This is a genomic window from Actinacidiphila sp. bgisy160 (assembly GCF_057707815.1).
The window spans coordinates 1-25,071 of record NZ_JBYIQW010000015.1; the positions used below are offsets into that span (position 1 = coordinate 1).

At 71.8% G+C, this 25,071-nt stretch carries 18 protein-coding genes and 2 pseudogenes; 14 read left to right on the top strand and 6 right to left on the bottom strand.

The features are described 5' to 3' along the window. Nucleotides 1-115: 115 nt before the first annotated feature. Nucleotides 116-562 (bottom strand): ATP-binding protein, encoded by a 447-nt coding sequence (locus AC3EUJ_RS14835; RefSeq protein WP_431961671.1) that lies wholly within the window; start codon nt 560-562, stop codon nt 116-118. Nucleotides 563-720: 158 nt separating this feature from the next. Between AC3EUJ_RS14835 and AC3EUJ_RS14840 the strand changes: the two genes are divergently transcribed. Further along, entirely contained in the window at nt 721-1,221 is a 501-nt protein-coding gene (locus AC3EUJ_RS14840) for a metallophosphoesterase family protein (protein WP_431961672.1), read from the top strand. Nucleotides 1,222-1,242: 21 nt separating this feature from the next. Here AC3EUJ_RS14840 and AC3EUJ_RS14845 read toward each other — a convergent pair whose 3' ends face one another. Next, the gene (locus AC3EUJ_RS14845; protein WP_431961673.1) at nt 1,243-2,865 is read right to left on the bottom strand and encodes a hypothetical protein; all 1,623 of its coding nucleotides are present in this window, start codon (nt 2,863-2,865) and stop codon (nt 1,243-1,245) included. Between the two features lie 107 nt (nt 2,866-2,972). Continuing rightward, a complete protein-coding gene (locus AC3EUJ_RS14850) occupies nt 2,973-3,167 on the bottom strand; it encodes a hypothetical protein (RefSeq protein WP_018534760.1) in 195 nt (64 codons plus the stop codon). 377 nt (nt 3,168-3,544) lie between these two features. On the opposite strand from AC3EUJ_RS14850, the gene AC3EUJ_RS14855 reads away from it, so the two are divergent. From AC3EUJ_RS14855 to opcA, 3 genes are read left to right on the top strand one after another with little or no spacing between them, the layout of a single operon-like run. Then, nucleotides 3,545-3,958 carry an ankyrin repeat domain-containing protein gene (locus AC3EUJ_RS14855; RefSeq protein ID WP_431961674.1) on the top strand — a complete coding sequence of 138 codons (414 nt, stop codon included), beginning with the start codon at nt 3,545-3,547 and terminating at the stop codon, nt 3,956-3,958. A 51-nt stretch (nt 3,959-4,009) separates the two neighbouring features. Then, nucleotides 4,010-5,545, top strand: coding sequence for a glucose-6-phosphate dehydrogenase (gene zwf, locus AC3EUJ_RS14860; protein WP_431961675.1), 1,536 nt, complete (start codon nt 4,010-4,012; stop codon nt 5,543-5,545). Beyond that, on the top strand, nt 5,542-6,537 hold the full coding sequence (gene opcA / locus AC3EUJ_RS14865; RefSeq protein WP_431961676.1) for a glucose-6-phosphate dehydrogenase assembly protein OpcA: 996 nt from the start codon (nt 5,542-5,544) through the stop codon (nt 6,535-6,537). The genes zwf and opcA overlap by 4 nt, the downstream gene beginning before the upstream one ends. A 346-nt stretch (nt 6,538-6,883) precedes the next feature. On the opposite strand, the pseudogene AC3EUJ_RS14870 reads toward opcA, so the two are convergent. Together AC3EUJ_RS14870 and AC3EUJ_RS14875 are read right to left on the bottom strand one after the other, a co-directional pair. Further along, a pseudogene (locus AC3EUJ_RS14870) lies at nt 6,884-7,351 on the bottom strand (hypothetical protein); the annotation flags it as partial. An 81-nt stretch (nt 7,352-7,432) separates the two neighbouring features. Continuing rightward, nucleotides 7,433-8,173, bottom strand: coding sequence for a DUF4328 domain-containing protein (locus AC3EUJ_RS14875; protein WP_431961677.1), 741 nt, complete (start codon nt 8,171-8,173; stop codon nt 7,433-7,435). A gap of 629 nt (nt 8,174-8,802) precedes the next feature. Here AC3EUJ_RS14875 and AC3EUJ_RS14880 point away from each other — a divergent pair. The 10 genes and pseudogenes from AC3EUJ_RS14880 to AC3EUJ_RS14925 all read left to right on the top strand — a co-directional run bounded on the left by AC3EUJ_RS14880 (nt 8,803) and on the right by AC3EUJ_RS14925 (nt 24,557). Then, entirely contained in the window at nt 8,803-11,232 is a 2,430-nt protein-coding gene (locus AC3EUJ_RS14880) for an ABC transporter permease (RefSeq protein WP_431961786.1), read from the top strand. Nucleotides 11,233-11,496: 264 nt separating this feature from the next. Continuing rightward, nucleotides 11,497-12,417: a carbohydrate ABC transporter permease gene (locus AC3EUJ_RS14885; protein ID WP_431961678.1), complete on the top strand. Its 921-nt coding sequence runs from the start codon at nt 11,497-11,499 to the stop codon at nt 12,415-12,417. A gap of 2 nt (nt 12,418-12,419) precedes the next feature. After that, nucleotides 12,420-13,364 carry a carbohydrate ABC transporter permease gene (locus AC3EUJ_RS14890; protein WP_431961679.1) on the top strand — a complete coding sequence of 315 codons (945 nt, stop codon included), beginning with the start codon at nt 12,420-12,422 and terminating at the stop codon, nt 13,362-13,364. A 115-nt stretch (nt 13,365-13,479) separates the two neighbouring features. Continuing rightward, nucleotides 13,480-14,823 carry an ABC transporter substrate-binding protein gene (locus tag AC3EUJ_RS14895; RefSeq protein ID WP_431961680.1) on the top strand — a complete coding sequence of 448 codons (1,344 nt, stop codon included), beginning with the start codon at nt 13,480-13,482 and terminating at the stop codon, nt 14,821-14,823. 136 nt (nt 14,824-14,959) lie between these two features. Beyond that, complete coding sequence (locus AC3EUJ_RS14900) at nt 14,960-16,030, top strand: LacI family DNA-binding transcriptional regulator (RefSeq protein ID WP_431961681.1); 1,071 nt, start codon at nt 14,960-14,962, stop codon at nt 16,028-16,030. A 148-nt stretch (nt 16,031-16,178) separates the two neighbouring features. Then, nucleotides 16,179-17,927 (top strand): glycoside hydrolase family 35 protein, encoded by a 1,749-nt coding sequence (locus AC3EUJ_RS14905; protein ID WP_431961682.1) that lies wholly within the window; start codon nt 16,179-16,181, stop codon nt 17,925-17,927. A 615-nt stretch (nt 17,928-18,542) separates the two neighbouring features. After that, nucleotides 18,543-19,319 carry a hypothetical protein gene (locus AC3EUJ_RS14910; protein WP_431961683.1) on the top strand — a complete coding sequence of 259 codons (777 nt, stop codon included), beginning with the start codon at nt 18,543-18,545 and terminating at the stop codon, nt 19,317-19,319. Nucleotides 19,320-19,441: 122 nt separating this feature from the next. Next, a complete protein-coding gene (locus AC3EUJ_RS14915; protein WP_431961684.1) occupies nt 19,442-20,002 on the top strand; it encodes an AMIN-like domain-containing (lipo)protein in 561 nt (186 codons plus the stop codon). A 247-nt stretch (nt 20,003-20,249) separates the two neighbouring features. Further along, entirely contained in the window at nt 20,250-22,289 is a 2,040-nt protein-coding gene (locus AC3EUJ_RS14920) for a DUF1996 domain-containing protein (protein WP_431961787.1), read from the top strand. A gap of 430 nt (nt 22,290-22,719) precedes the next feature. Continuing rightward, nucleotides 22,720-24,557, top strand: a pseudogene (locus AC3EUJ_RS14925) (NAD-binding protein). A 289-nt stretch (nt 24,558-24,846) separates the two neighbouring features. Here the strand turns inward: AC3EUJ_RS14925 and AC3EUJ_RS14930 are convergent. Beyond that, nucleotides 24,847-25,017: a hypothetical protein gene (locus AC3EUJ_RS14930; RefSeq protein WP_431961798.1), complete on the bottom strand. Its 171-nt coding sequence runs from the start codon at nt 25,015-25,017 to the stop codon at nt 24,847-24,849. Between the last annotated feature and the right edge of the window lie 54 nt (nt 25,018-25,071).

Sequence of the window (25,071 nt, forward strand, 5' to 3'; positions counted from 1 at the left end):
TGGTGCGGGCCGGCGTTCCACGGAACCGGCGTGGCACCCATGTGGCCCGCGGCCCGCTGAAGCCGGGTCCGCGCGGCCCTGTCCGGGCCGCCGCTGTCGCCCATGTCCCGTGCGCCTACGACGCCGGGCTGGTGACCCCCGCGACGGGCCGCTGGAGCGGCGCGAGTGGGCGCGTGGTCACCACCCGGCGGCCGCGCTCGTCGTCGTGGATGCAGGTGGACCCGGCCAGCCGGCGTACGATCTCCAGCCCGCGGCCGTGCTCGTCCGGCGGGGTGCTGTCGGAGGAGGCCCCGTCGTGGTGCCGGGCCTCGCCGCTGTCGGTGACGGTGATGACCAGGCCGTCGTCGTGCATGCACAGGCGGATCGACATCTGGGCCCGGCCGTGGCGCGCGGCGTTCGCGGCGAGCTCGTCGACGATCAGCTCGGCGGCGATGCGGTCCTCCGCGGCCAGTCCCCACAGCCCCAGCAGCTCGGACGCGAAGTGCCGCGCGGCGCCCACGTAGGCGGGCTCGGCGGGCTGAACGAGTTCGGCCGAACGGGTGGGGGTGGTGTCACCGCACATGACGTGTGGGCCCTTCATCGATGAGGCCCGCGGTCCCGGCGACCGCGGGGTCGCCCCACCGGCCACGCCGCCCCGCGCGGCACGCCGCGACGTCGGCCTCCCTTCCGGCCGCCGTGCCCGGCACCGCTCCCGTCCCCCCGCGCGGATAGCGTGAACGTGTGCGTCTTCTTGTGATGTCCGATACACACCTGCCCAAACGTGCCAAAGAGCTTCCGGCCGAACTACTGGACCGGATTCCCGAGGCCGACGTCGTCCTCCACGCCGGCGACTGGGCCGACACCGCGACCCTCGACCTGCTCCAGGCGAGGTCCCGCCGGGTGATCGGCGTGTACGGCAACAACGACGGACCCGAGCTGCGGGAGCGGCTCCCCGAGGTCGCGCGGGCGGAGCTGGGCGGGCTGCGCTTCGGGGTCGTCCACGACAGCGGCCCGGCGCAGGGGCGCGAGCGCCGCTGCGCGGAGCGCTTCCCGGATCTGGACGTCCTGGTCTTCGGGCACAGCCACATCCCCTGGGACAGCATGGCGCCGGGCGGGCTGCGGCTGCTCAACCCCGGTTCGCCGACCGACCGCAGGCGTCAGCCGTACTGCACCTACCTCACCGCCGAGGCGGCCGGAGGCGCGCTGACCGAGGTGCGGCTGCACGAACTGCCGCGGCGCTGACCCGCGCGGCGGCGGTCCGGATCACTGCTCCAGCGCCGGGTCGCCGGCCGGCCGGACCGCGCCCGAGGGCTCGGAGACCCTGACCGGCCCAGGGGCCTCGGCGGTCTCCACCTCCCGCTCCCCGGCCTCCGTCCCGGGTGCGACGTCCGCGGGCGGCAGCAGCGCCATGACCGCCTGGCGGTGCCCGTCGCTGGCGTCCTCGTCGTAGGGGTCGGGGGTCGCCGGAACCTGCACCCGGAGCACCGGCCCCGAGCCCAGCCGCACGTAACCGCGGCCCGGCGGCACCTCCGTGGCCGACGTGGAGCACTGGGGCGCGCCGAGCACCGCATGGGTCTGCTCCGCGGTGACCGCGCCCAGCAGCACCCGGGCCCTGGTCTGGGCGATGACCACCTGGGAGAGCGCCTCGGCGCCGTCGAGGTGGTCGGCGACGGCGACGGTCACGCCGGCCGCGCGGCCGTGCCGCAGCGGGATCTCGAGGAGATCCTGCGGGTCGGGGCGGCCCTCGGCGTGCGCGAGCTGGCTGAGCACCGTCGGCCGGTCGACGAGGATCCACAGCGGGCGCCGCACGTCGTCGGGTGCGGTGCGGCCCGCCTGCCGTGCCCGGTTGACGGCGATCAGGCGGCGCTCGGTCTCGTGCGCGGCCCACTCCAGGGTGGCCAGCGTGCCCGCGAGGCCGCTCTCGACGGCCATCACGCCGGGCCGGCCGGTCAGGCACGCGTATTCGCCGGTCCCGCTGCCGTCGACGACCAGGACGTCGCCGTCCGGCAGTGCCTGGAGCGCGATGGAGCGCAGCAGCGTGGTGGTGCCCGTGCCGGGCTGTCCGAGGGCGAGCAGGTGCGGCTCGGTGGAGCGCGGGCCGGTGCGCCAGATCACCGGGGGCGCGTCCCTGAGCCCCTCGCCGTCCTCGACCGGGACGGTGCGCTGCACCGCCTCGGGGTCGGTGAAGCCGAGCACCGTCTCGCCGGGGGAGGTGACGAAGCGCTGCGCGGCGATGCCCGTGGGCAGCGGGGGGAGTGCGGTGAGGGTGAGGTGGTTCTCCTCCTCGTTCCACTCGAAGCGGTACTCGCGGCCGCGCCCCACCTTGGCGTGCAGCACGTGCTCGACGCGGGCCCTGGCCGTGGCCTCGCCGTCGGTGAAGTAGGCGGGGTACCTGAGGTTCAGGCTGACCAGCCGCCCGTCCTCGAAGGTGTAGGCGCCGAAGGCGTTCTCCCAGCTGCCGTCGTGGGCGTAGAGCGGGTTGGGGTCGTCGGCGACGGACAAATACGGCACCAAAGCCTCGTACAGCGCGGTCAGCCGGTCGCCCTCGGCGCCGCTCGGCCCGGTCGGCGCGGGAGTGCGGTCCCGCCCCATCCAGCCGGCGGAACCCATCCAGGCGGCGACCATCAGGTAGGCCCCGTAGGGCAGCAGGACCAGGACGAGGAAGGCGGCCCCCACGGAGGCCAGCAGCGCCGGTCCGCGCCGGTCCTTGGGCGTGTTGCCCCACCAGTCGCGCGCCCAGCCGGCCTGACGGCGCAGTCCGCGCGCGATGACGAAGAGCGGGTGGAGGACGTCCGTGGTGCTGTCGACGGCGGCCCGCGCGAGCTCACGGCCGCGGGAGAGCGAGGGGCGGCTGCTCAGGAGGGCGGAAAGGGGGCGCCGGACCACGGGGAGCTCCAGAGGATCGTTGCGGGGAGGTACGACGGAACGGAACGGGAAGGGCCCGGTGCGGAGCGGCGCCGGGCCCGGTGGATCGGCCGTGCGGAACGGCCGCGCTAGAACTTGATCCCGCCCAGGAGGCTAGCCAGGCTCGCCCCGCCGGCCTTGATGCTCGGGGCGATGGCGGTGCCCGCGAGGTAGAAGCCGAAGAGGGCGCACACGAGCGCGTGGGAGGCCTTGAGTCCGTCCTTGCGGAAGAACAGGAAGACGATGATTCCGAGCAGGACGACGCCTGAGATGGACAGGATCATGGGGGCTACTCCTGTGTGATGGGGACTGTCACCATGAGTTGTTCCAGAATTACAGATAGTAATATGTTCTGAAAAGAGGCAAATGGGTGATTCATAGGGAAGTTCACCCTTTCGGCTCTGCCGAACTGTTTCTTCCGGCGCGATCCTCGCCGGTCGTCCGGCGTGCCATGTGGCAGGCCCCGCCGATGGAGCAGCGAAGTCGCCCGTTCGAGTGATCAAAATCGTTAAGCTTCGGCCATGGCTTCTGCGTGGTCCCCGCATCCGTGCCGTCGCGCACCGGGACACGCCCGGCGAGGCCGGGGCGGTCGAGGCCGCATAGGGTGGATCACGAACGGTCCCGGCCGCGCATGGCGACCAGCCTCTCCCAGTGAGGAACGATGAGCGAGCCGACCCCGCAGAACGACCTGGCGCAGGACCCCGGCGTCCTGCGACTCGCCGCCAAGATCTTCGACCTGGCCCGCCGGGGCGGCACGGAGACCCTGGCGGCCTACGTGGACGCCGGTGTGCCGGCCGACCTCACCAACGACAAGGGCGACACGCTCATCATGCTCGCCGCCTACCACGGCCACGCCGGCACCGTGGCCGCACTCCTGCAGCACGGCGCGGACCCCGACCGCGCCAACGACCGCGGTCAGACGCCGCTGGCCGGTGCCGTCTTCAAGGGCGAGGACGAGGTGGTCCGCGTCCTCCTCGAGGGCGGCGCCGACCCTGCCGCGGGCACCCCCTCGGCCATCGACACCGCCCGCATGTTCGGCAAGGACGCACTCCTCGAACTCTTCGGCGCCGCATGACCCCGGGCGCGCCACGACGACCGCCGCACCCACGATGAAGAGAAGTGGACCATGACGGAAACCGACAGCTGGAACAATCCGCTGCGCGATCCATCCGACCGGCGGCTGCCACGCATCGCGGGCCCGTCCGGCCTGGTGATCTTCGGTGTGACGGGCGACCTGTCCCGCAAGAAGCTGATGCCCGCCGTGTACGACCTGGCCAACCGCGGGCTGCTGCCGCCGGGCTTCTCGCTCGTCGGCTTCGCGCGCCGCGACTGGGCGGACGAGGACTTCGCGCAGGTCGTCCACGACGCCGTCAAGGAGCACGCGCGCACCCCCTTCCGCGATGAGGTCTGGACGGAACTGGCAACCGGAATGCGCTTCGTGCCCGGCGACTTCGGCGACGACCACGCCTTCGACGCCCTCCGCACGACCGTGGAGGAACTGGACAAGGCCCGGGGCACCAGCGGCAACTTCGCCTTCTATCTCTCGGTGCCGCCCAAGTTCTTCCCCCTGGTCGTGCAGCAGTTGAAGAAGCACGGGCTGTCCGACCCTCCCGCGGGGTCCTGGCGGCGGGCCGTCATCGAGAAGCCCTTCGGCCACGACCTGGCCAGCGCCCAGGAGCTCAACCGGGTGGTCCACCAGGTCTTCCCGCCCGCAGAGGTCTTCCGGATCGACCACTACCTGGGCAAGGAGACGGTCCAGAACATCCTGGCGCTGCGCTTCGCGAACACGATGTTCGAGCCGCTGTGGAACCGCTCCTACGTGGACCACGTGCAGATCACGATGGCCGAGGACATCGGCATCGGTGGCCGCGCGGGCTACTACGACGGGATCGGCGCCGCACGCGACGTCATCCAGAACCACCTGCTGCAGCTGCTCGCGCTGACCGCGATGGAGGAGCCCGCGGGCTTCGACGCCAAGTCCCTCGTCCAGGAGAAGCTCAAGGTCCTCCAGGACGTCCGGTACTCCGACGACCTGGGGGCGCACACGGTCCGCGGCCAGTACGCGCACGGCTGGCAGGGCGGCCAGGAGGTGCCCGGCTATCTGGAGGAGGACGGCATCGACCCCGAGTCCAGGACCGACACCTATGCCGCGATCAGGTTGGGCATCGACAACCGCCGCTGGGCGGGCGTCCCCTTCTACCTGCGCACCGGCAAGCGCCTGGGCCGCCGCGTCACCGAGATCGCGGTCGTCTTCCAGCGCGCCCCCCATCTTCCCTTCAGCCACAGCGACACCCAGGAGCTGGGGGAGAACGCCCTGGTCATCCGCGTCCAGCCGGACGAGGGCGTCACCGTGCGCTTCGGCTCGAAGGTGCCGGGGACGTCGATGGAGATCCGGGACGTGACGATGGACTTCGCCTACGGCGAGTCCTTCACCGAGTCCAGCCCGGAGGCCTACGAGCGGCTGATCCTCGACGTGCTGCTCGGCGACGCCAACCTCTTCCCCCGGCACCAGGAAGTGGAGGAGTCCTGGCGGATCCTGGACCCGATCGAGGAGTACTGGGACCGGCACGGCGAACCGGAGCAGTACACCGCCGGTACCTGGGGTCCGAAGGCGGCGGACGAGATGCTCGCACGAGACGGCAGGAGCTGGCGCCGGCCATGAACATCGACCTGACCGAGACCACCTCAAGCAAGATCAACTCCGCGCTGATCAAGGCACGCAGGGCCGTCGGCAGCCCGGCCGTCGGCATGGTGCTGACCCTGGTCATCGTCACCGACGAGGGCAACCACTACGACGCCCTCAAGGCCGCCTCCGACGCCTCGCGCGAGCACCCCTCGCGCATCCTGGTCGTCATCAAGCGGCCCGGCCGCTCCCCCCGCGACCGCCGCGGCGCCCGCCTCGACGCCGAGGTCCGCGTCGGCGGCGAGTCCGGCACCGGCGAGACGGTGCTGCTCCGCCTGCACGGCGAACTCGCCGACCACGCCCACAGCGTGGTCCTGCCGCTGCTGCTGCCCGACGCCCCCGTGGTGGTGTGGTGGCCGGTCGACGCGCCCCCCAACCCCGCCGCCGACCCCCTCGGCGCGCTGGCGCAGCGACGGATCACCGACGCGTACGCCGTCGAGCAGCCCATGGAGGAACTGTCGACCCGCGCCGCCGGCTACACCCCCGGCGACACCGACCTCGCCTGGACCCGGCTCACGCCCTGGCGGTCCATGCTCGCCGCCGCGCTCGACCAGGCCCGGGCCACGGTCACCTCGGCCGTCGTCGAGAGCGAGGCCGACAACCCCAGCGCCGAACTCCTCGCCCGCTGGCTCGGCAACCGCCTGCGCGTGCCCGTCGACCGCGTCGTCACCGACGGTCCCGTCGTCACCGCGGTACGGCTGCGCACCCCGGACGGCGACATCGACATCGACCGCCCCGAGGGCCCGCTGGCCACCCTCACCATCCCCGGGCAGCCCAACCGGCACCTCGCGCTGAAGGTCCGGCCGACCGCCGAGCTCATCGCCGAGGAACTGCGCCGGCTCGACCCCGACGAGATGTACGCCGCTTCGCTGCGCCACACCGACGTGGCGGAGCCACCCCGCCGGGCGAGGACCACCGCGCGCAGCACCAAGAAGCGGCCCACGCCGGCCAGCGCGGAGGCCGCCCAGTAGACCGACTGCCGCAGCAGCATGCCGGGGGCGGCGCACACCGCCGGGAGGATCAGCACGGCGGCCGTGGTGAACAGGTAGCAGACCACCACGGTCAGCGCCGACTCCAGGTGCGCCCGCCACCCGGCGCGGCCCCCCCGAAGGTGGAGCGCGCGTGCAGCTCGGTGGCCAGCACCGCCCTGGCCACCGTCACCACCGCGTTCGCCAGGGCGACCGGCACCCGCCCCGACAGCGCCATCAGCACCCCGGAGGACACCAGCCCCACCCCGCCGCCGCACACGGCGAAGCGCACGAACGCGGCCGGGAAGACTGGCCGGTTCCGCCGACAGCGCGCTGACCGCGCGCCGGCACGGTCGTGGCGACCTGCCAGCCAACGCTCAGCGTCGGGCAACGCCCTCCGCAGCGCCTCCTTCGCCGAGACCTTCCGTTCCTGGACGAAGCCGGCGCGCATCACGTACGGGTCATCGGTATAGCCGACCCTCTTCGCCTCCCACGCGGCAAGGAGGTCCGCGACCGGAGCGTCGCGTAGGGATGACCGTGCGGGTCGTGGAAGACCACCGCCGTCGACCTCCAGCACGACCACGAAGTGGTCGCCACCGTCGGCGGTGGGTGTGTCCGGCTGGTGGAGCAGTAGCCCCATGTCGACGGGACCGACCAGCACCGGACCGCGGGCGGAGGCCTCACGCAGCCGCTCTTCCGCCTCCTCCGCGGTACCGCCGGCCGTACGCGCGCAGCGCACGCCGAGCAGGGCGATGGCCGCGTCCAGACCCTGATCCGGGTCCCAGCCGTAGGGGTCGAACAGCGTAGGACTTCGCCCGCTGCGCAAGATCGTCGATGTCCACGACCGGGGAGCGTGGGGCCCGCCACTGACATCAGCCGACCGTGGACGGTTCCACGGTCAGGACAGGGCGAACGGGCCTTCCGTGGCCTTGCGGTGCTGCATGGCCGTGAGCTTGCGGACGAACAGGATGGCGAGGACCGCGGCCAGGATGTCCACGGCGTCCGCGGCGATGGCGAAGCCGGCGGCGTCGCGGAGGTCGTCGGCGTACACGGAGTTCTCGTTGGTGACGAGTGCCGACAGCAGGTGCAGCAGTTGGACGGCCACCCATGCCCCCCACCAGTACGCGACGGGGCCCGAGTCGGCGGGCCGCAGGCGGCCGTCCTGCGTGGTCTGGGAACTGGCGACCCAGGTCTCCCGGGCGATCCTGGACGGGATCCAGAAGAAGGCGATCGGGATGAACCAGCCGCCGATCGCCCACCCGCGACTCTTCTCGAACCCCTTGGGGGCGAACACCTCGCCGTTGGAGCGGACCCGGTGGAACCAGACGATGAAGACGACGCCCGTCGCCACCAGGGCGAGGAGTTGCAGGGCCGCGGCGTTGCCCGTCCACAGGTCGGAGCGGCTCAGCGCGGACTGGTCGACGGTGGCGAGTTCGTCGGCGACCGCCGTGCCCATGAGGGCGTAGCGACCGGCCTCCGCGGCGATCGCGAGCACGTCGACCACGATCACCAGCGACAGGAGCACCACCACCGCGGTCGCCAGACCCAGCGGGGAACGGAGCACGGAGGTGTTCGCCGGGAGCCCGGCAGGCGTGGGGTACGGGGCGCCGGGCGGCGGCCCGACAGGGTTGAGCGACATGGGATCCCCCCCAGGGACAGAGCATGGAGACGCGCTCGCCGAGCGGCGGGCACGAGGACATTACGGCAGAAGATCTTGGCGAGTCCACATCATTGACGCGTGATCGCCGCCTTCGGCCCGGTCACGATGCCCTGCGCGCAGGAACGGGCCTCCCGCCCGCCGGTTTCCACCGGGGAGACGACGGGTGCCGAAAAGCCCCGCCGACAGCAGGTCCACGAGCCGGTCCATCGAGGCCGCGGCCCGCTGGGCGCAAGTAATGCGAGGGTCGAGAAGCTTCGCCCGGAGGTCCGCGGCGCCCGGGGTGGCCGCGGGTTCACGCGCGGGCCCGGCGGTTCAGTCGTCTCCACCATTACCAGCGTCGACACTCCTGCCACTGTGTACCCGCCCCCTCCGCACGCCGCATCAGGTCGCCTTGATCAGGCGTTATGTCCATCCTTTGGAGGAGATGGGGTGGAACTGCGAGCACACTGCGCTGACACCTTGTGTGTAGACATTGAGTGTATAGACGGCGTGTATATTCGCTGCATGTTCTTCGACCCGTTCCGCCATCCGCTCGCGCCGCCCCAGGCCGCGACCCGCAACCGCCGATCCGTGTCGCACGACGGCATGCCGTGCCCAGGGGGCCCCGCATGAGCCGTCACGGCACTGGGGACGCGCCGGGGCGCATCCGCTCGGCGCTGCGGGACCTGGGGCTCGGGATGCGCCTGGCGGGCTCCGGAGGCCGCGAGGGGTGGATCAGAACGGCCCTGACCGCGGTGGGAGTCGGCCTCGGTGTGGCCCTGCTGTTCCTCGCCGCCGCGGTGCCGAACGTACTGGACGCCCGCGAAGAGCGCGGCCACGCGCGGGAGACGCCGAACTTCGAGAGCGAGGTCTCGGTGCGGCGCGGGGACACGACGTTCCTCTGGTACGACGCCGACACCGAATTCCGTGGCGAGGCCGTCGGGGGGCGGTTGCTGCGTCCGGACGGTCCGGGTGCTCCGCCGCCGCCGGGTGTGGCGCGCATTCCCGGGCCGGGGGAGATGGTGGTGTCGCCCGCTCTGCGCGAGCTGCTGGGTTCGCCGTCCGGGGCCCTGCTCAGGGAGCGGCTCGGCTACCGGATCACGGGGACCATCGCGGACCGGGGGCTACTCGAACCGGGGGAGTTGCGCTTCTACGCCGGGAGCGCGGCGCTCACCAGGGACGGGGGCGCGATCAGGTCCGCGGGGTACGGCCATGACCCCGGCTCCGGGCGTTTCGATCCGCGGCTGGTGGTGCTGGTCGCGTTGATCTGCGTGGTCCTGCTGGTGCCGGTGGGTGTCTTCGTCGCCACCGCCGTCCGGTTCGGCGGTGACCGCAGGGACCGGCGGCTGGCCGCGTTGCGGCTGGTGGGCGCGGATGTCGCGATGACCCGTCGTATCGCGGCGGGTGAGGCGCTGTTCGGTGCCGGGCTCGGGCTGCTGGTGGGGACCGGGCTGTTCCTGGGGGCGCGGCGGCTGGCGGGTTCGGTGCGGTTGTGGGGCGTGAGTGCGTTTCCGGCTGATGTGGTTCCTGATCCGGTGCCGGCGGGGCTGATCGTGGTGGCGATCGTGGTGGGGTCGGTCGCGGTCACGCAGTCCGCGTTGCGGTCGGTGGTGATCGAGCCGTTGGGGGTCGTGCGGCATGCCGGGCTGCGGCCCCGCCGGTTGTGGTGGCGGCTGGTCGCTCCTGTCGTGGGGGTCGGTGTGCTGACGGTGACGGGGTCGGCGGACGAGGAGCTGGGGTCGGGCGGTGTGTATCCGATCGTGGTGGGCGCGGTGTTGGTCCTGGTGGGGCTGACCGGGCTGTTGCCATGGCTGGTGGAGGCCGTGGTGAGGCGGCTGCGCGGGGGGCCGGTGGCGTGGCAACTGGCGGTGCGCCGGTTGCAGTTGAGCAGCGGGACGGCGTCACGGGCGGTGAGCGGTATCACCGTTGCGGTGGCCGGGGCGATCGCGCTGCAGATGGTGTTCGGGGGTATGCAGGAGGACTTCGCGACGTCGTCGGCTCCGAGGGCCGCCGGGTCGGGGTCCGCTCGTGCCGGTGCCGTCCGCGCGGACTTCGGTGTGGCCACTGCTTCGGGGAGTGTGGGTTCCCCGGCGCTGGCGGAGCGGCTGGCCGGGGAGTTGCGGCAGGTCGAGGGTGTGCGGCGGGTGGTCGCCACGGTTTCGACGTATGTGAGCCGCCTGGATGGGGGTGGGGGGCCCGGGTCGGTCACCACGCTCACGGTGGCCGGTTGTGCGACGCTGCGGTCCCTGGCCTCGTTGCCCTCGTGCCGTGACGGTGACACCTTCGTGGCTCATCAGCCGGGGACGTCGCGGCGGGCCCGGCAGGAGAATCTCCTCACCGACGAGGTCGCCGGGCCGGGTGCGCGGATGGATCTCGACGCCGTGTCCGACGGTGTACCGGAGGGCGTCCCGGAGGGTGAGTTGTGGACGCTGCCGGTGTCGGCCCGCGCGGTGGTGGCGGTGCGGGATCCGGTGGGTGACGTGCACGACGGCATCCTGGCCACCCCGGGGGCGCTGGCCGGGCACCGGTTGCCGCGGGCGTCGACCTCCGCGTGGGTGGCGGTCGACCGCGGTGTTCCGGACGCGGCGGAGCACTTGCGCAACGCCGCGGCGCGGCTGGATCCGACGTTGCGGGTCCACGGGCTGGTGAATGTGCAGCGTGACCGGCAGTACTCCAGTGTGCAGACGGGTCTGCGGATCGGTGGGACGCTGACGGTGGTGCTGATCGCGGCGGGGTTGCTGGTGGCGCAGATCGAGCAGTTGCGGGAGCGCAGGCGTTTGCTGTCGGTGCTGGTGGCCTTCGGTACGCGGCGCGGGACGCTGGCGTGGTCGGTGTTGTGGCAGACGGCGGTGCCGGTGGTGGCGGGTACGGTCGTGGCGATCGCGGGTGGGCTGGTTCTGGGCCGGGTGTTGCTGGGGGTCGTGGTGAAGCCGGTGCGGGACTGGTGGGTGTTCCTGCCGTACGCCGGGATCGGTGGGGCGGCGGTCCTGGCGGTGGCGGTGCTGAGCCTTCCGGCGTTGTGGCGGATGATGCGGGCGGACGGGCTGCGTACGGAGTGACCGTGGTGCCGCCGGTCCGCTTCGCGGGCCGGCGGCAGTCGGCTTCGGCTCTTGGAAGGGCCGTTGGCGTGTGGGGACGGTCTTGCGGGTGCGCGCCGGGGGGAACCGCGTCGGCCTCTTGACGTGTCCTGATGGGCGGTGCCAACATCGCGTCCATCAATGTTTGCGTAAACGTGCGCCGACCGCGGTCGCTGATGTTTGCGCAACCATCCCAGTCCCGCCCGTTGCGGCAGGGCCCCGCACGACGATGTGAAGGATGGGATCATGGCTGCCGTACCGCCGCCACCGGGCACCGGCCGGACCGCTCCTCCCCGAGGACGCCGGGGCCGGCGCTGGCTGGGATGGGGCTTCGTGGCACCGTTCATGATCGTCTTCGCGCTGGTCTTCCTGGCGCCGATCGGTTACTCGATCTACCTGAGCCTTTTCCGCGACCGCCTGATCGGCGGGACCTCCTTCGTCGGCCTGGACAACTACGTCCAGGCCTTCCAGGACGGCCAGTTCTGGTCCGGTCTCGGCCGCGTCGCGCTGATCCTCGCCGTCCAGGTGCCGATCATGCTGTTCATCGCGCTGCTGGTCGCCATCGCCCTGGACAGCGGGCGGCTGCACGGCCGGAAGTTCTTCCGGATCACGATCTTCCTGCCGTACGCGGTCCCGGCCGTCGTGGCGACGCTGATGTGGGGCTTCATGTACGGCGACCGCTTCGGCCTGGTCGCCGACATCAACGACACCTTCGGTGCCTCGCTGCCGAACCCGCTCTCGCCCAGCCTGGTGCTGGCGAGCATCGGCAACATCGTGACCTGGGAGTTCGTCGGCTACAACATGCTGATCTTCTACTCGGCGCTGCACGTCGTGCCGCGGTCCCTGTACGAGGCGGCCGAGATCGACGGCGCGAGCCAGCTGCGGATCGTCACCTCCATCAAGATCCCGGCGATCCGCGGGGCGCTGGTCATCGCGACGATCTTCTCCGTCATCGGCAGCTTCCAGCTGTTCAACGAGCCGAGCATCCTCAAGCCGCTGGCGCCCAATGCCATCACGACGTACTTCACACCGAACCTCTACACCTACTCGCTGTCCTTCTCCGGGCAGCAGCACAACTACGCGGCGACCGTCGCGATCGTCATGGGGGTCGTCACGATGATCACCGCCTACGTCGTGCAGCTGCGCGGCATGCGCAAGGAGGCCTGACGATGGCCCAGGCGAGCACCCAAGCCGGCGTCCCGGCCCCGCGGCGCGAGAGCGGCGGCGCCGCACCGTCCGGGCGTCCGGCGGGCCGGCGGCACTCCGCGGACCGGCCCCGGCGCAGTGTCCTGCTCACCGTCCTGACCGCGCTCGTCGCGGTCTACACCCTGGTCCCGCTGGCCTGGCTGGTGATCAGCGCGACCAAGACCCAGAAGAGCCTGCTGGACTCCTTCGGGCTGTGGTTCAGCGGTGACTTCGCGCTGTGGGACAACATCTCGCAGACCCTCACCTACGACGACCACATCTTCGTGCGCTGGCTGCTCAACACCCTGCTGTACGTGGCGCTGGGCGCGGGCGGTGCGACCTGCCTGGCCGTACTGGGCGGCTACGGCCTGGCGAAGTTCGACTTCCCGGGCAAGCGCGCGGTGTTCGCGGTGGTGATCGGCGCGGTGGCCGTGCCGGGCGCCGCCCTGGCCGTGCCGACGTTCCTGATGTTCAGCAAGATGGGCCTGACCAACACGCCGTGGGCAGTGATCGTGCCCTCGCTGATCTCGCCGTTCGGCCTCTACCTGATGTGGGTCTTCGCCTCCGAGGCGATCCCCGACGAGCTGCTGGAGGCCGCCCGGGTCGACGGCTCGGGGGAGATCCGCACCTTCTTCCGGATCAGCCTGCCGCTGCTGGGACCCGGCATCGTCACCGTGCTGCTCTTCACCGTGGTCGCGACGTGGAACAACTACTTCCTGCCACTGATCATGATCAAGGACCCGGACTGGTACCCCCTCACCCTGGGGCTCAACGCCTGGAACGCCCAGGCCGCCACCGCGGGCGGGCAGCCGGTGTTCAACCTGGTGGTCACCGGCTCGCTGCTGACCATCGTGCCGCTGATCGCGGCCTTCCTCCTCCTGCAGCGCTTCTGGCAGTCCGGGCTCGCCGCCGGCAGCGTCAAGGAATGATCACCGGCGCCGCGGCGGCGCCGTACCCACCCTCCCCCTGCGGTCCCGCGCCCGGCACACCGTGCCCTGGCGACGGGTGGTGCCGCAGACCATCACCACAACGAAGTGAGATGCGATGACGAACAAGCCATTGCGCCGTTCGGCGCAGGGGATCGCGGTGCTCTGCGCCGCGGCGCTGGCCCTGACCGCGTGCGGTTCCTCTGACGACTCCGGCTCGGGTGCCAAGGCCGCGGACGCGGGCAGCGTCGAGGCCGCGCTGAACAAGGGCGGCACGGTGACGGTGTGGGCGTGGGAGCCGACGCTGAAGCAGGTGGTGACCGACTTCCAGGCCACGTACCCGAAGGTCAAGGTGAAGCTGGTCAACGCGGGCACGGGCAACGACCAGTACACGGCGCTGCAGAACGCGGTGCAGGCCGGTTCCGGGGCGCCGGACGTGGCGCAGATCGAGTACTACGCGCTGAGCCAGTTCGCGCTGGGCAAGTCCGTCACCGACCTCGGCCCGTACGGTGCCAAGGACCTGTCCAAGGCGTACTCGCCCGGCCCGTGGAACTCCGTCGCCGTGGGCGGCGGTGTGTACGCGCTGCCCATGGACTCCGGGCCGATGGCGATGTTCTACAACAAGAAGGTCCTCGACAAGTACAAGATCGCGGTTCCCACGACCTGGGACGAGTACCTGACGGCGGCCCGCGCCCTGCACAAGGCCGACCCGAAGGCGTACATCACCAACGACACCGGTGACGCCGGGTTCGTCACCAGCCTGATCTGGCAGGCCGGGGGCCATCCGTACACGGTGGACGGCACCAAGGTGAACGTCGACTTCGGCGACGCGGGCACGAAGAAGGTCACCGAGGTCTGGCAGAAGCTGATCTCCGAGAAGCTCCTCGCGCCCATCGCGTCCTGGAGCGACCAGTGGTACAAGGGCCTGGCCGACGGCACGATCGCCACGCTGTCGACCGGCGCCTGGATGCCCGCCAACTTCGTCTCCGGCGTGCCCTCGGCGTCCGGTGACTGGCGTGCCGCGCCGCTGCCGCAGTGGCAGGCGGGCCAGAGCGCCAGCGCCGAGAACGGCGGCAGTTCGCTGGCGGTGATGGAGGCCGCCAAGGACAAGCCGCTGGCCTACGCCTTCGTGAAGTACGCGAACAAGGACGCCGGCGTCCAGGCCCGCATCAAGGGCGGCGCCTTCCCGGCCACGACCGCGGACCTGAACTCCCGGGCGTTCCTGGACACCGAGTTCCCCTACTTCGGCGGCCAGAAGGCCAACGAGATCTTCGCGAAGTCGGCGGCGGACGTCGTCAAGGGCTGGTCGTACCTTCCGTACCAGGTGTACGCCAACTCGATCTTCAACGACACCGTCGGCAAGGCCTATGTGTCCTCCACGCCGCTGTCGGACGCCCTGGGCACCTGGCAGGACGCCTCGGTCAAGTACGGCAAGGACCAGGGCTTCAGCGTCGGTGGCTGACGCCCCGTCGAGATCCGCGGCCGGTGCCCGCGGCTCCCCCACGGGGGAGCGCCGGTGCCGGCCCGGGGGCCCGCGGACGGCCGGTCCGCGCAGCTGCGCCCCCCTAGACTTCTGACCACCAACGGCTGTGAAACGTATGAGGTGTACGACGCACGTGGACGGGACCGGACAGAGCTCTGCGGCGGGCGCGCAGCGGCGGCGGCGCGGTGCGTCGATGGCCGACGTGGCCAAGCTGGCGGGCGTCTCGGCGCAGACCGTCTCCCGGGTCTCCAACGGCTTCCCCGGGGTGCTGGAGGAGACCCGGCGGCAGGTGCTGGCCGCGATGAAGGAGCTCGGTTACCGGCCCAACAGCGCCGCCCGCGCCCTCAAGCGCGGTGAGTTCCGCACCATCGGCGTCATCCTGTTCAACCTCTCCAGCACCGGAAACATGCGCACACTGGAGGCGGTGGCCTCCTCCGCGGCCCGTGAGGGTTACGCCACGACGCTGCTGCCGGTCACCGCGCCCACGCAGGACGGGGTCCGGGGCGCGTTCACCCGGCTCGGTGAGCTGGCGGTGGACGGCGTCGTGATGATCATGGAGGTCCACCTGCTGGACGCGATGACGGTGGCGCTGCCGCCGACCGCTCCGGTGGTCGTGGTGGACTCCGACGCCGGCGACCGGTACTGCGTGGTCGACACCGACCAGGCCAGCGGCGCGCGGGCGGCCGTGGAGCATCTGCTGGGCCTCGGCCACGGCACGGTGCGGCACATCGCCGGCCCGGAGGAGTCGTTCGCCGCCGAGCGCCGCGTGGGTGCCTGGCGGGCGGCCCTGGAGGCGGCGGGGCGCGAGGTGCCGCCGCTGCTGCGCGGCGACTGGTCCGCGGAGTCCGGCTACGAGGCCGGGCTGCGGATCGCCGGGGACCCCGGCTGCACCGCGGTGTTCGTCGCCAACGACCAGATGGCACTCGGGCTGCTGCGAGCCCTGCGCGAGCACGGCCGGCGGGTGCCGGAGGACGTCAGCGTCGTGGGCTTCGACGACATCCCCGAGGCCGCCTCGTACATGCCGCCGCTGACGACGATCCACCAGGACTTCGCCGAGGTCGGCCGGCGCTGCGTCGACGGGGTGCTGCGGCAGATCCGCAACGACGAGGCGGAGCGGGGCACCACGCTGGTGCCCACCAGTCTGGTCGTGCGCGCCAGTACCGCCCCGCCGCCACACGGCCGCTGACCTTGCCCCGGAAGTTTCCCGCGGTCACCGCACCATCGCGATGGCAACGCAAACATCCCGTCACGGGGCGTCCCCGCCGCACACCGGCGAACGCCCCGTGACCGCACCGCACGCACCAGAACTCGACTCCACTGGAGGAGCACGGCCCATGCCCGTACTGCGGATCGAAGGGAACGAATTCCGCCTCGGCGGCGAACCGTTCCGCATCATCTCCGGTGGCCTGCACTACTTCCGCGTCCACCCCGCCCAGTGGCGCGACCGGCTGCGCAAGGCACGGCTGCTCGGACTCAACACCATCGACACCTATGTGCCGTGGAACCTGCACCAGCCGCGACCGGGGACCTTCCGTGCCGACGAAGGCCTGGACCTGCCGGCCTTCCTGGAACTCGCGCAGCAGGAGGGCCTGCACGTCCTGCTACGCCCCGGCCCGTACGTCTGCGCCGAGTGGGAGGGCGGTGGACTGCCGTCCTGGCTGCTCGCCACGCCCGGCATCCGGTTGCGTACCGTAGACCCGCGCTACCTGGCGGCGGTGGACGACTACCTGGACCGGCTGCTGCCGCTGGTCGTGCCCTACCTGTCCACCAACCAAGGGCCCGTCCTGGCGGTGCAGGTGGAGAACGAGTACGGCGCCTACGGTGAGGACCCCGTCTACCTGACGCACCTTCAGGACAAGCTGCGTGACGGCGGCGTGGACGTCCCCCTGTTCACCTGTGACCAGCCCGCCGACCTCGCCCGCGGCAGCCTCCCGGGCGTCCTCGGCACCGTCAACTTCGGCAGTCGCCCCGCGCAGGGCCTGGCCGCGCTGCGCGAGCACCAGGGCGACGGGCCGCTGATGTGCACGGAGTTCTGGAACGGCTGGTTCGACCGCTGGGGCGGCGTGCACGTCGTCCGCGACGCCGCGTCCGCCGCCGCCGACCTCGACGAAATGCTGTCGGCCGGCGCCAGCGTCAACCTGTACATGTTCCACGGCGGGACCAACTTCGGCTTCACCAACGGCGCCAACGACAAGCACACCTACCGGCCCACCATCACCTCCTACGACTACGACGCGCCCCTGGACGAGGCCGGCGACATCACCCCCAAGTACCTGGCCTTCCGCGACGTGCTCGCCCGGCACACCACCGTCCCCGGCGAGCCCCTGCCCGAGCCGTCCAAGAAGCTGAACCTCCTCGGCGTCCCGCTCACCGGCAGCGCCCCGCTGCTCGGCTCCGCCGACCGCCTCGGCGAGGCGGTGACCGGGCCGCGCCCGCTGACCATGGAGGAACTCGGCCAGGACTTCGGCTTTGTGCTGTACGAGACCGCGCTGCGCGAGCCGGGCCCGGCCCTGCTGCATTTCGCCGGGATCGCGGACCGGGCGCAGGTCTTCCTCGACGGCGCCCCGGCGGGCGTCCTCGAACGCGAACTGCACGAGAGCGCCCTGGCCGTCACCGTGCCCGCCGGCGGAGCCACTCTGACCGTCCTCGTCGAGAACCAGGGCCGCGTCAACTACGGGCAGGGCATCCACGACCGCAAGGGCCTCACCGGGACCGTCACCGCGGGCGGCATTGAACTGACCGGCTGGAGCAGCAGGCCCCTGCCCCTGGACGACCTGTCGGGCCTGACCTTCACCACCGGCGGCCCGCAGCCCGTGGGACCCGCCTTCCACCGCGGGGAGTTCGAGGTGGAGCAGCCCGCCGACACGTACCTGGACCTCACCGGCTGGACCAAGGGCAACGCCTGGATCAACGGCTTCGCCCTCGGCCGCCACTGGTCCCGAGGCCCCCAGCGCCGCCTCTACGTCCCCGGACCGGTCCTGCGCGCCGGCACCAACGAACTCGTGGTGCTGGAACTCCACGCGACCGCCCGCGCGACGGCCGACCTGCGCGACACCCCCGACCTCGGCCCGACCGAGGAGTGAGCGAGGAGTGACCGAGGCCTGAGCCCCGCCGCCCCGCCGCCCCGCCCCGCCGTCCCGGTACCCCGGACGGCGGGGCGGCGCCGCCGGCCGGGCCGGCTCGTCATGGCGGCGTCCGCCCGCCCTTCAGACGAGGGCGGCTGCGATCATTGCCGGCGGCCGACCCACCTGTTCGGCCGCACCACGTGCCCGGCCTGCGCCGCGGGCTTCTGCGTTCCGGAGCGGATCACGGCCTTCGTGCACCCGTGACGCACGAGCCGTACGGCGTCTGCATCTGCCGCGCGGGAAGAGCAGCAGACCCACAGGTCGGCGGTCTCCCTCCACACGCGGCCGGCGAGGCGGCGGACGGCGGCCCCGACCACGGGTCGCGCCTGTCCATCGGGGGGGAGCCGGTGGGACGGCTCCGGTTCCGCGGGCAACCGAACGGCGCCCCACCTGGTTGGAACAGGGGTGAGGAGTTCAACCGGGACAGGAGCGCGATGGCAGGGGCCCGTCGTACGCGGTTCGCGGAGGTCCGGACCGGGCGGCACAGAAACTCCGGGGAGAGCCCGGGGTGCACGTACGTGAGGCGCCGGTCGACGCGGGGACGTCTCGGCGGGTGGATTGGGAGTGAGGAACATGCGCGCCGCGCCTGACGAGCAGTGGCACGAGACGGAACAGGCGCTGCGCCGCCTCCTGCGCGACGGGGTGCCGCAGCCCGCGACGCCCGCCGACCGCATGAGGCAGATCCGGCGGCGTGTGCAGCGTCGCCGGAGGCGCCGTGCGGCAGCGGCCGGGGCGGCCACGGCGGTGGCCGCCGTCGTGGCCTGCGTGGCCCTCGTACCGGGGCTGCGGCCACCGGGTGACGTACAGCCGGCGGCCGCGGCCCCCGAGCGGCAGCGTGCCCTCCCCACCGCGACGCCCCCGGCCGGCACCACGCGGCTCCTCAAGACGGTCCGTCTCCTGCACGGGGCCGGACTGATCCTGCAGGTACCGCGAAGCTGGCACAGTCTGTCCGTCGACGACCGCGCCACGGCGACGGGTTTCGTCTCCTCACAGCCCCTGAGCCGCCCGTCACGCGGCTTCTGCCCCGACCTGGCCGATGACGCGCTCCCCGCCTGCGTGCCACTGAAGGCTCTGGAGGAAGGCGGGGTGCTGCTGTCGTTCCGGCCCGCCGTGACGGGTAAGGCCGGCCTGGCGACGCCGCTGCGGATGGGCGAGCCGGTACGCGCCGGGAAGAACTGCCGGATCCTGAGGGGCGACACGGAGATCGTCGCCTGGGGGAGCGGTCGCGCAGCCCCGTACGGCAAGCCCTTCGAGGTACGCGTCAACGTGTGCCTGCGCGAACCGTCGGAGGCCACCCTCGCCACGGTCACGCAGGTCCTGGGAACGGCGTTCCCCCGTGTCGCCGGCTGACGCGAGCGCGACCCACGCGGCGAGTGCCGGCGGATATTTTCGGGGCGGCTCCACACAACCAAACCCTTGCCCGGCATGTCGTACATGACGAGAAAGCAGGAGCCGCGATGCAAGGGGGAACCATGCGTGCGAAACGATACGGGGCGGTGCTGGCCGCCCTGGTGATGACGGGTGCGGGGATGGCCGTGGCGGCGCCCACCGTGGCCGCGGCGCCCGCGGCGGCGTGCCCGACGGGCTGGGGCAGCCTCCCGAAGTCCGCCACCGACGCCGACTTCGGGCCGCTGACCGACATCAGGACCGGCCGCCACGAGTGCTACGACCGCGTGGTGTTCGACGTGCCCACCGCGGGCACGGACACCATCGGCTACACCGTGCGGTACGTCGCCGCCGTCCACCAGGACGGCTCGGGCCGGGTCATACCGGTCTCCGGCGGAGCGATCATCGAGATCAGGGTCGCCGCCCCCTCGTACGACCCGCAGACCGGTGCCGCGACCTACCCGGGCCGGGCGGGGCGGACGCTGCCGGGGGTCGACCTGACCGGCTACCGGACCTTCCGGGACGCCAGGTTCGCGTCGAGTTTCGAGGGTGACACGCAGGTGGGTCTGGGGGTCCGGGCCCGGCTGCCGTTCCGGGTGTTCCAGCTGTCCGACCGCCTGGTGGTCGACGTGGCCCACACCTGGTGAGGCGCGCGCCGGCCGCGCCCGGTGGCGTGGGGGCCACCGGACCCGGCCTGGGCGGAACCGGCCTTGACCCGTAACTCCTGTGCATTCCCGGGGCGGTTGAACACTCCGGGGGTGGGCTCCGTATGTATCGGCGGCTTGTCGTGTTCAGGCCGCCAATCATCAGGCGCGCAGGAGGGTTTCCTTGGTACGCAATTCGCGCAGACGTGCTACCGGTACACGTAGCGGCACCTTTGTGGCCGTCGCCCTGATGCTGGGAGGCGGAGTCCTTGTCACGGCGAACGTTTTCGCCTCGGCGACCGAGGGTGACTCGTCGGGCCAGACCGCCCGGACGACCTCCGCGGGCCAGGCGCTCACGGTCGACTGCCCCGACGTCGGCACGCAACTGACCTCCGTGCCCGAACAGGCGAAGGAGGACGTCGACAAGGAACTCGCCCTGCTGGACAGCCAGATAGCGGAGGCCTACCAACGGCTGAAGGAGACGTCGGCAGCCCAGCAGCAGGACCCCGGCTTCGTCGACAACGCGATACTGGGCCCGCTGAAGGACAAGCGCGCCGCGACGATCGCGCGCATCCTGCAGGCCATCGACCGGGTGGGGGACCCCCCGCAGGGTGTCGAGGGCCTCGCGGGGTGCACGGTCCGCGCCGCCGACGCCCAGGAGGGCCGGCAGGGCCAGGAGGGGCAGCAGGGCAGTCCGCAGCCGTCCACGGGCGACGGCGGCCAGAACGGCCAGGCCGGCCAGGGCGCCCCCGGCGACCAGGGCGGCGGTCAGGCCAATGCCGGGCAGGGCGGCAACGGCCCCGTCGCGGCGGACTTCGCCGACATCATGAGCGTGAGCCCGAACGCCCCGCGCGGCCCGCAGCCGTCGGACGCCTCCTCCGGCACGTTCTCCTCCGAATGCGGTGTCAACGCCAACGGCCTGTTCAACTCCGACAACATCATCGTCGCGCCCGGCGTGACCAACGGCGCCCATCACTTCCACGACTACATCGGCAACCAGTCCAACAACGGGCTCGCCACCATCGACGACCTGGCCAAGGCGGAGACCAGTTGCAAGGACCAGGGCGACAAGTCCTCGTACTACTGGCCCGTGCTGCGCGTGCAGGACGGCACCGTGGAGCGGGACGCCCAGGCGCCCGGCGGCGGCACCGAGGGCAACGCCGGGAAGATCGTGACCCCCAAGCAGGTCACGCTCACCTTCGTCGGCAACCGCGTCAGCAAGGTCACGCCTATGCCGCGCCTGCTGCGGATCATCACCGGCGACGCCAAGGCGTTCGTCAACGGGCCGGCCAACGCCAACGCGTCCTGGAGCTGTACCGGTCTCGAGGACCGGCAGCTGAAGGACAAGTACCCGCTCTGCCCCGACGGCAGCGACGTGGTCCGCACCTTCCGCTTCCAGAGCTGCTGGGACGGGCAGAACGTCGACAGCGCCAACCACCGAACCCACGTCGCGTTCGCCGACGCGGGCGGCAACTGCCCGCAAGGCTTCAAGGCCATCCCGCAGCTGGTCCAGCGCATCGTGTACGACGTCAAGGCGCCGAGCCTCCAGGACGGCGGGAAGACTGTGCCGCTGTTCGCGGTGGACTCCTTCCCCGAGAACCTGCACAAGCCGATCACCGACCACGGCGACTTCATCAACATCTTCGACGAGGGCCTGATGCAGCAGGTGGCCGACTGCATCAACCAGGGTCGCACCTGCGGCGCCGGCGACGACGGCGCGGAGGAGCCCGGCAACGGCGACGACAACGGCGGTGCGGAGCAGCCCGGCAACGGCGACGACAACGGCGGCACCGAGCAGCCCGGCAACGGCAACGACAACGGCGGCACCGAGCAGCCCGGCAACGGCGACGACAACGGCGGCACCGAGCAGCCCGGCAACGGCGACGACAACGGCGGTGCCGAGCAGCCCCCGGCGGACACCCCGGACGACGACCAGAACGGAGGCGGTGACACCCCCGACGCTCCCGTCACGGTGACGCCCAAGGCCGACTCCACACCTCCGGCGGACCAGGGCGACACCGCCACCCCGCCCGCCGGCGGCCACGAGCACCACGGCGAGCAGCAGGGCCAGCAACAGGGCGGGCAGCAGGGCCAAGAGCAGTCGGCGGCGCCCGGGCAGACCCCCGCCCCCGGCGGGTTCGCCCCGAGCCCCGCGGGACAGGCGGGCCAGCAAGCGATCAACGGCGGGCTGGCCGACACCGGGACCAACCTGTGGCCGGCCGGCCTCGGAGCGGTCCTCGCGATCGCGGGATTCCTCCTGCTCCGTCACGTGAAGCGCGGCTCGCTCTAGCCCCGCCTTCCACGCCGCCGCAGTGAAGTCCCTTGTGGCGACCGGGTGCATCGCCCGGTCGCCAGGGGCGTTGTCCGGCCGGCACTCCACCAGGAACCCGCTGTCCGGCCTTGTCCTTCGCCGGGTGGCGGGAGTGGAGCGGGACGTCGGTCGTACGGGGGGCGGTCTCACGGAGACCGCCCCCGATCGTGCCACCAGGCCGCAGGCAGGAAGGTGCGGCGGCGGCTGACTGCTTGGCGTCCGCGGCGCCGGTTCGACCAGCTCAGCGCGTGGCGAAGACGCATGCGGCACCCATGGTTTCTCCCGTTTCTGGCTCGCGCGCGATACAGGGCAGATGTCAGGCAGCAGCTGGACCCCACGAGCGGAGATCAGGGAAGGTACGGGCGTGCACATCTTCCCCAGCCAGGCTCAGCATCCGTCTCCAGGACACATGGTCATCTGCGGCGACGACGCGCTCGTACACCGGCTCGCCCACGAACTGGCCGCCTCTACGGTGCGCACGTCACCGTGGTCCTGCCGTCGTTGCGCCGCAACCACGGACCGCAGATCGTCGAGTTGACGCCTCGTCACGGGGTGCGTGTGATGGAGGCCGCCGACCCGGTCGAGGCCGCCTTGCATGAGGCGGGGGTGCATTTCGCGGTGGCGCTGGCGCTGGCGTACGAGGACGACCAGACCAACATCCACGCTGCCTTACGAGCCCGGCGCATGAACCCGGACGTCCGCCTGGTGATCCGCATGTACAACCGCAAGCTGGGGCGCCATCTGGAGGAGTTGCTGGAGCGTGCCGCCGCGGCGCGCTCTCCCCACCTGAGGCCTTCGGAGCTCGACGCCTCCACCACCGTCCTGTCCGATGTCGACACCGCTGCCCCGGCGCTGGTGGCGGCCGCCGTGGTGGGGAGCAGTAAGGTCGTCCAGGCCGACGGACTGCTCCTGCGTGCTGCCGAGCGGCCCTTGAACAGTGAAAACGATGGCTTGCGCCGCCCACCTGCGCTGTGCACCCTGGCTGTGCTGTCTGACTCCCGGTCTGATCCGGACGGAGAAGCCGGCAGCCTCGGCACCGGCGGCGCGCAACTGCTGCCCGACGATCAAACCGTCCAGGCGGCGACCGGAGTGCACGGCCGCGTGGTGCTCGAAGCCATCAGCAGGCAAGCGGAGGAGCCGGCCGCCCGGCGACGCCGGCAGGCGGCTCCGCCGCTGCGTGAACTGTTCTCCCCGCGGCTGTGGCACGCCGCTGCCGGACTCGTCGCCCTGCAGGTGATCTTCGCCGCCATGACCTGGCATGTCATCGGCGGCTCCCCTCCGCACGCGGCGTATCTTTCGCTGCTGGATGTCCTCAACATCAACGATCCAGCCGTGGACGAGCGCCCCGCCCGTCAGGTCCTCCAGTTACTGTCCGGACTCGCCGGCATGGCGCTGTTGCCGGTGCTCTTCGCGATCGTGCTGGAGACGCTGGGGGCCTTCCGTACCGCCTCAGCCCTGAGGCTGCCGCCCCGCGGCTTGTCCGGACACGTCGTACTGGTCGGCCTGGGCAAGGTCGGCAGCCGGGTCCTGGACCAGCTGTATGCGCTCGGCATCGACGTCGTCTGCATCGAGCGGGACCCCGAGGCCCGAGGTGTGGCCACGGCCCGTGCACGCCGCGTGCCGGTCGTCATCGGGGACGCCACGCAAGAAGGCGTCATGGAAGCCGCCCGCATCGCCGGCAGTCGTGCGCTGATGGCGCTCACCAGCGACGACACCACCAACCTCGAAGCCGCCCTGTACGCACGCGAGGCCGCCCCAGCGCTGCGCGTAGCGATGCGCCTGTTCGACGATGACTTCGCCTCCACCGTCTACCGTGCGCTGCGGGACTCCTATCCCGAAGCCACGACGCGCAGCCGCAGCGTCTCCACCCTGGTGGCGCCCGCGTTCGCCGACGCCATGATGGGGCGTCAGATCCTCGGCGCCATCCCGGTGGAACGCCAGGTTCTCCTCTTTGCCGCTGTGGAAGTGCGCGGTCACGTCGAGCTGGAGGGACACACCATCCGTGATGCCTTCCACCCCGGCGAATGGCGGGTACTCGCACTCGACCTGGCGGCTCCGCCCGACCGACGCCCGGACCTCGCGGCCGGCAACTACCATGATTTTCCTTCCCGTGAGCCGGAACTGGCCTGGGACCTGCACCCCTGATACGTTCTCCAGCCTGATGACCGCGTGGTTCTGGCGGCCACCCGCCACGAGCTTGTCCGCCTGCTCCAACACCGCGGACATCAGGCCCCGGCAGTGGAGTGACACCCCTGACAGTGGGCGCGACGCGGGCGGTGGCAGGGGCCGCGGCAGCAGCGGCTGGAAGGCGGGGACGCCGGCGCCGTCGAGGAGCCGGCGCATGTCCTCGGCGGGCAGACCGGGGTTGCAAGCGGCGAAGCGGGTCGTGCCGGGGTCGTCGAGCAGCTCCCGGAGCAGCGGTACGGGGAGCCGCGGATGCCGGGCCGCCGCCCATCGCAGGTCCGGGTCGCGGGCCAGTGCCCTCAGGGCCTCCTCGGGCAGATCGGGGTCGTCCAGCGCGAGACGGCGTTCCTCCCTACGACCAGGGGGTCAGCCACGTCCCGAGTTCCGCGGCCGCCCGCCCGCCGAGCATGTCGACGGCGCCCGGCAGGTTCAGCGCGTGCGCGCTCGCCCCCGCCCACCACAGCAGCGCCGTGAGCAGCAGCCCCCCGGTCAGGACCGGTATCGCCGCGCGCCGGTACGTCATCTGCCACCCCCGCTTCGATCGTCCGTCCAGCGGGCGTTGATCATAGGCGAACAC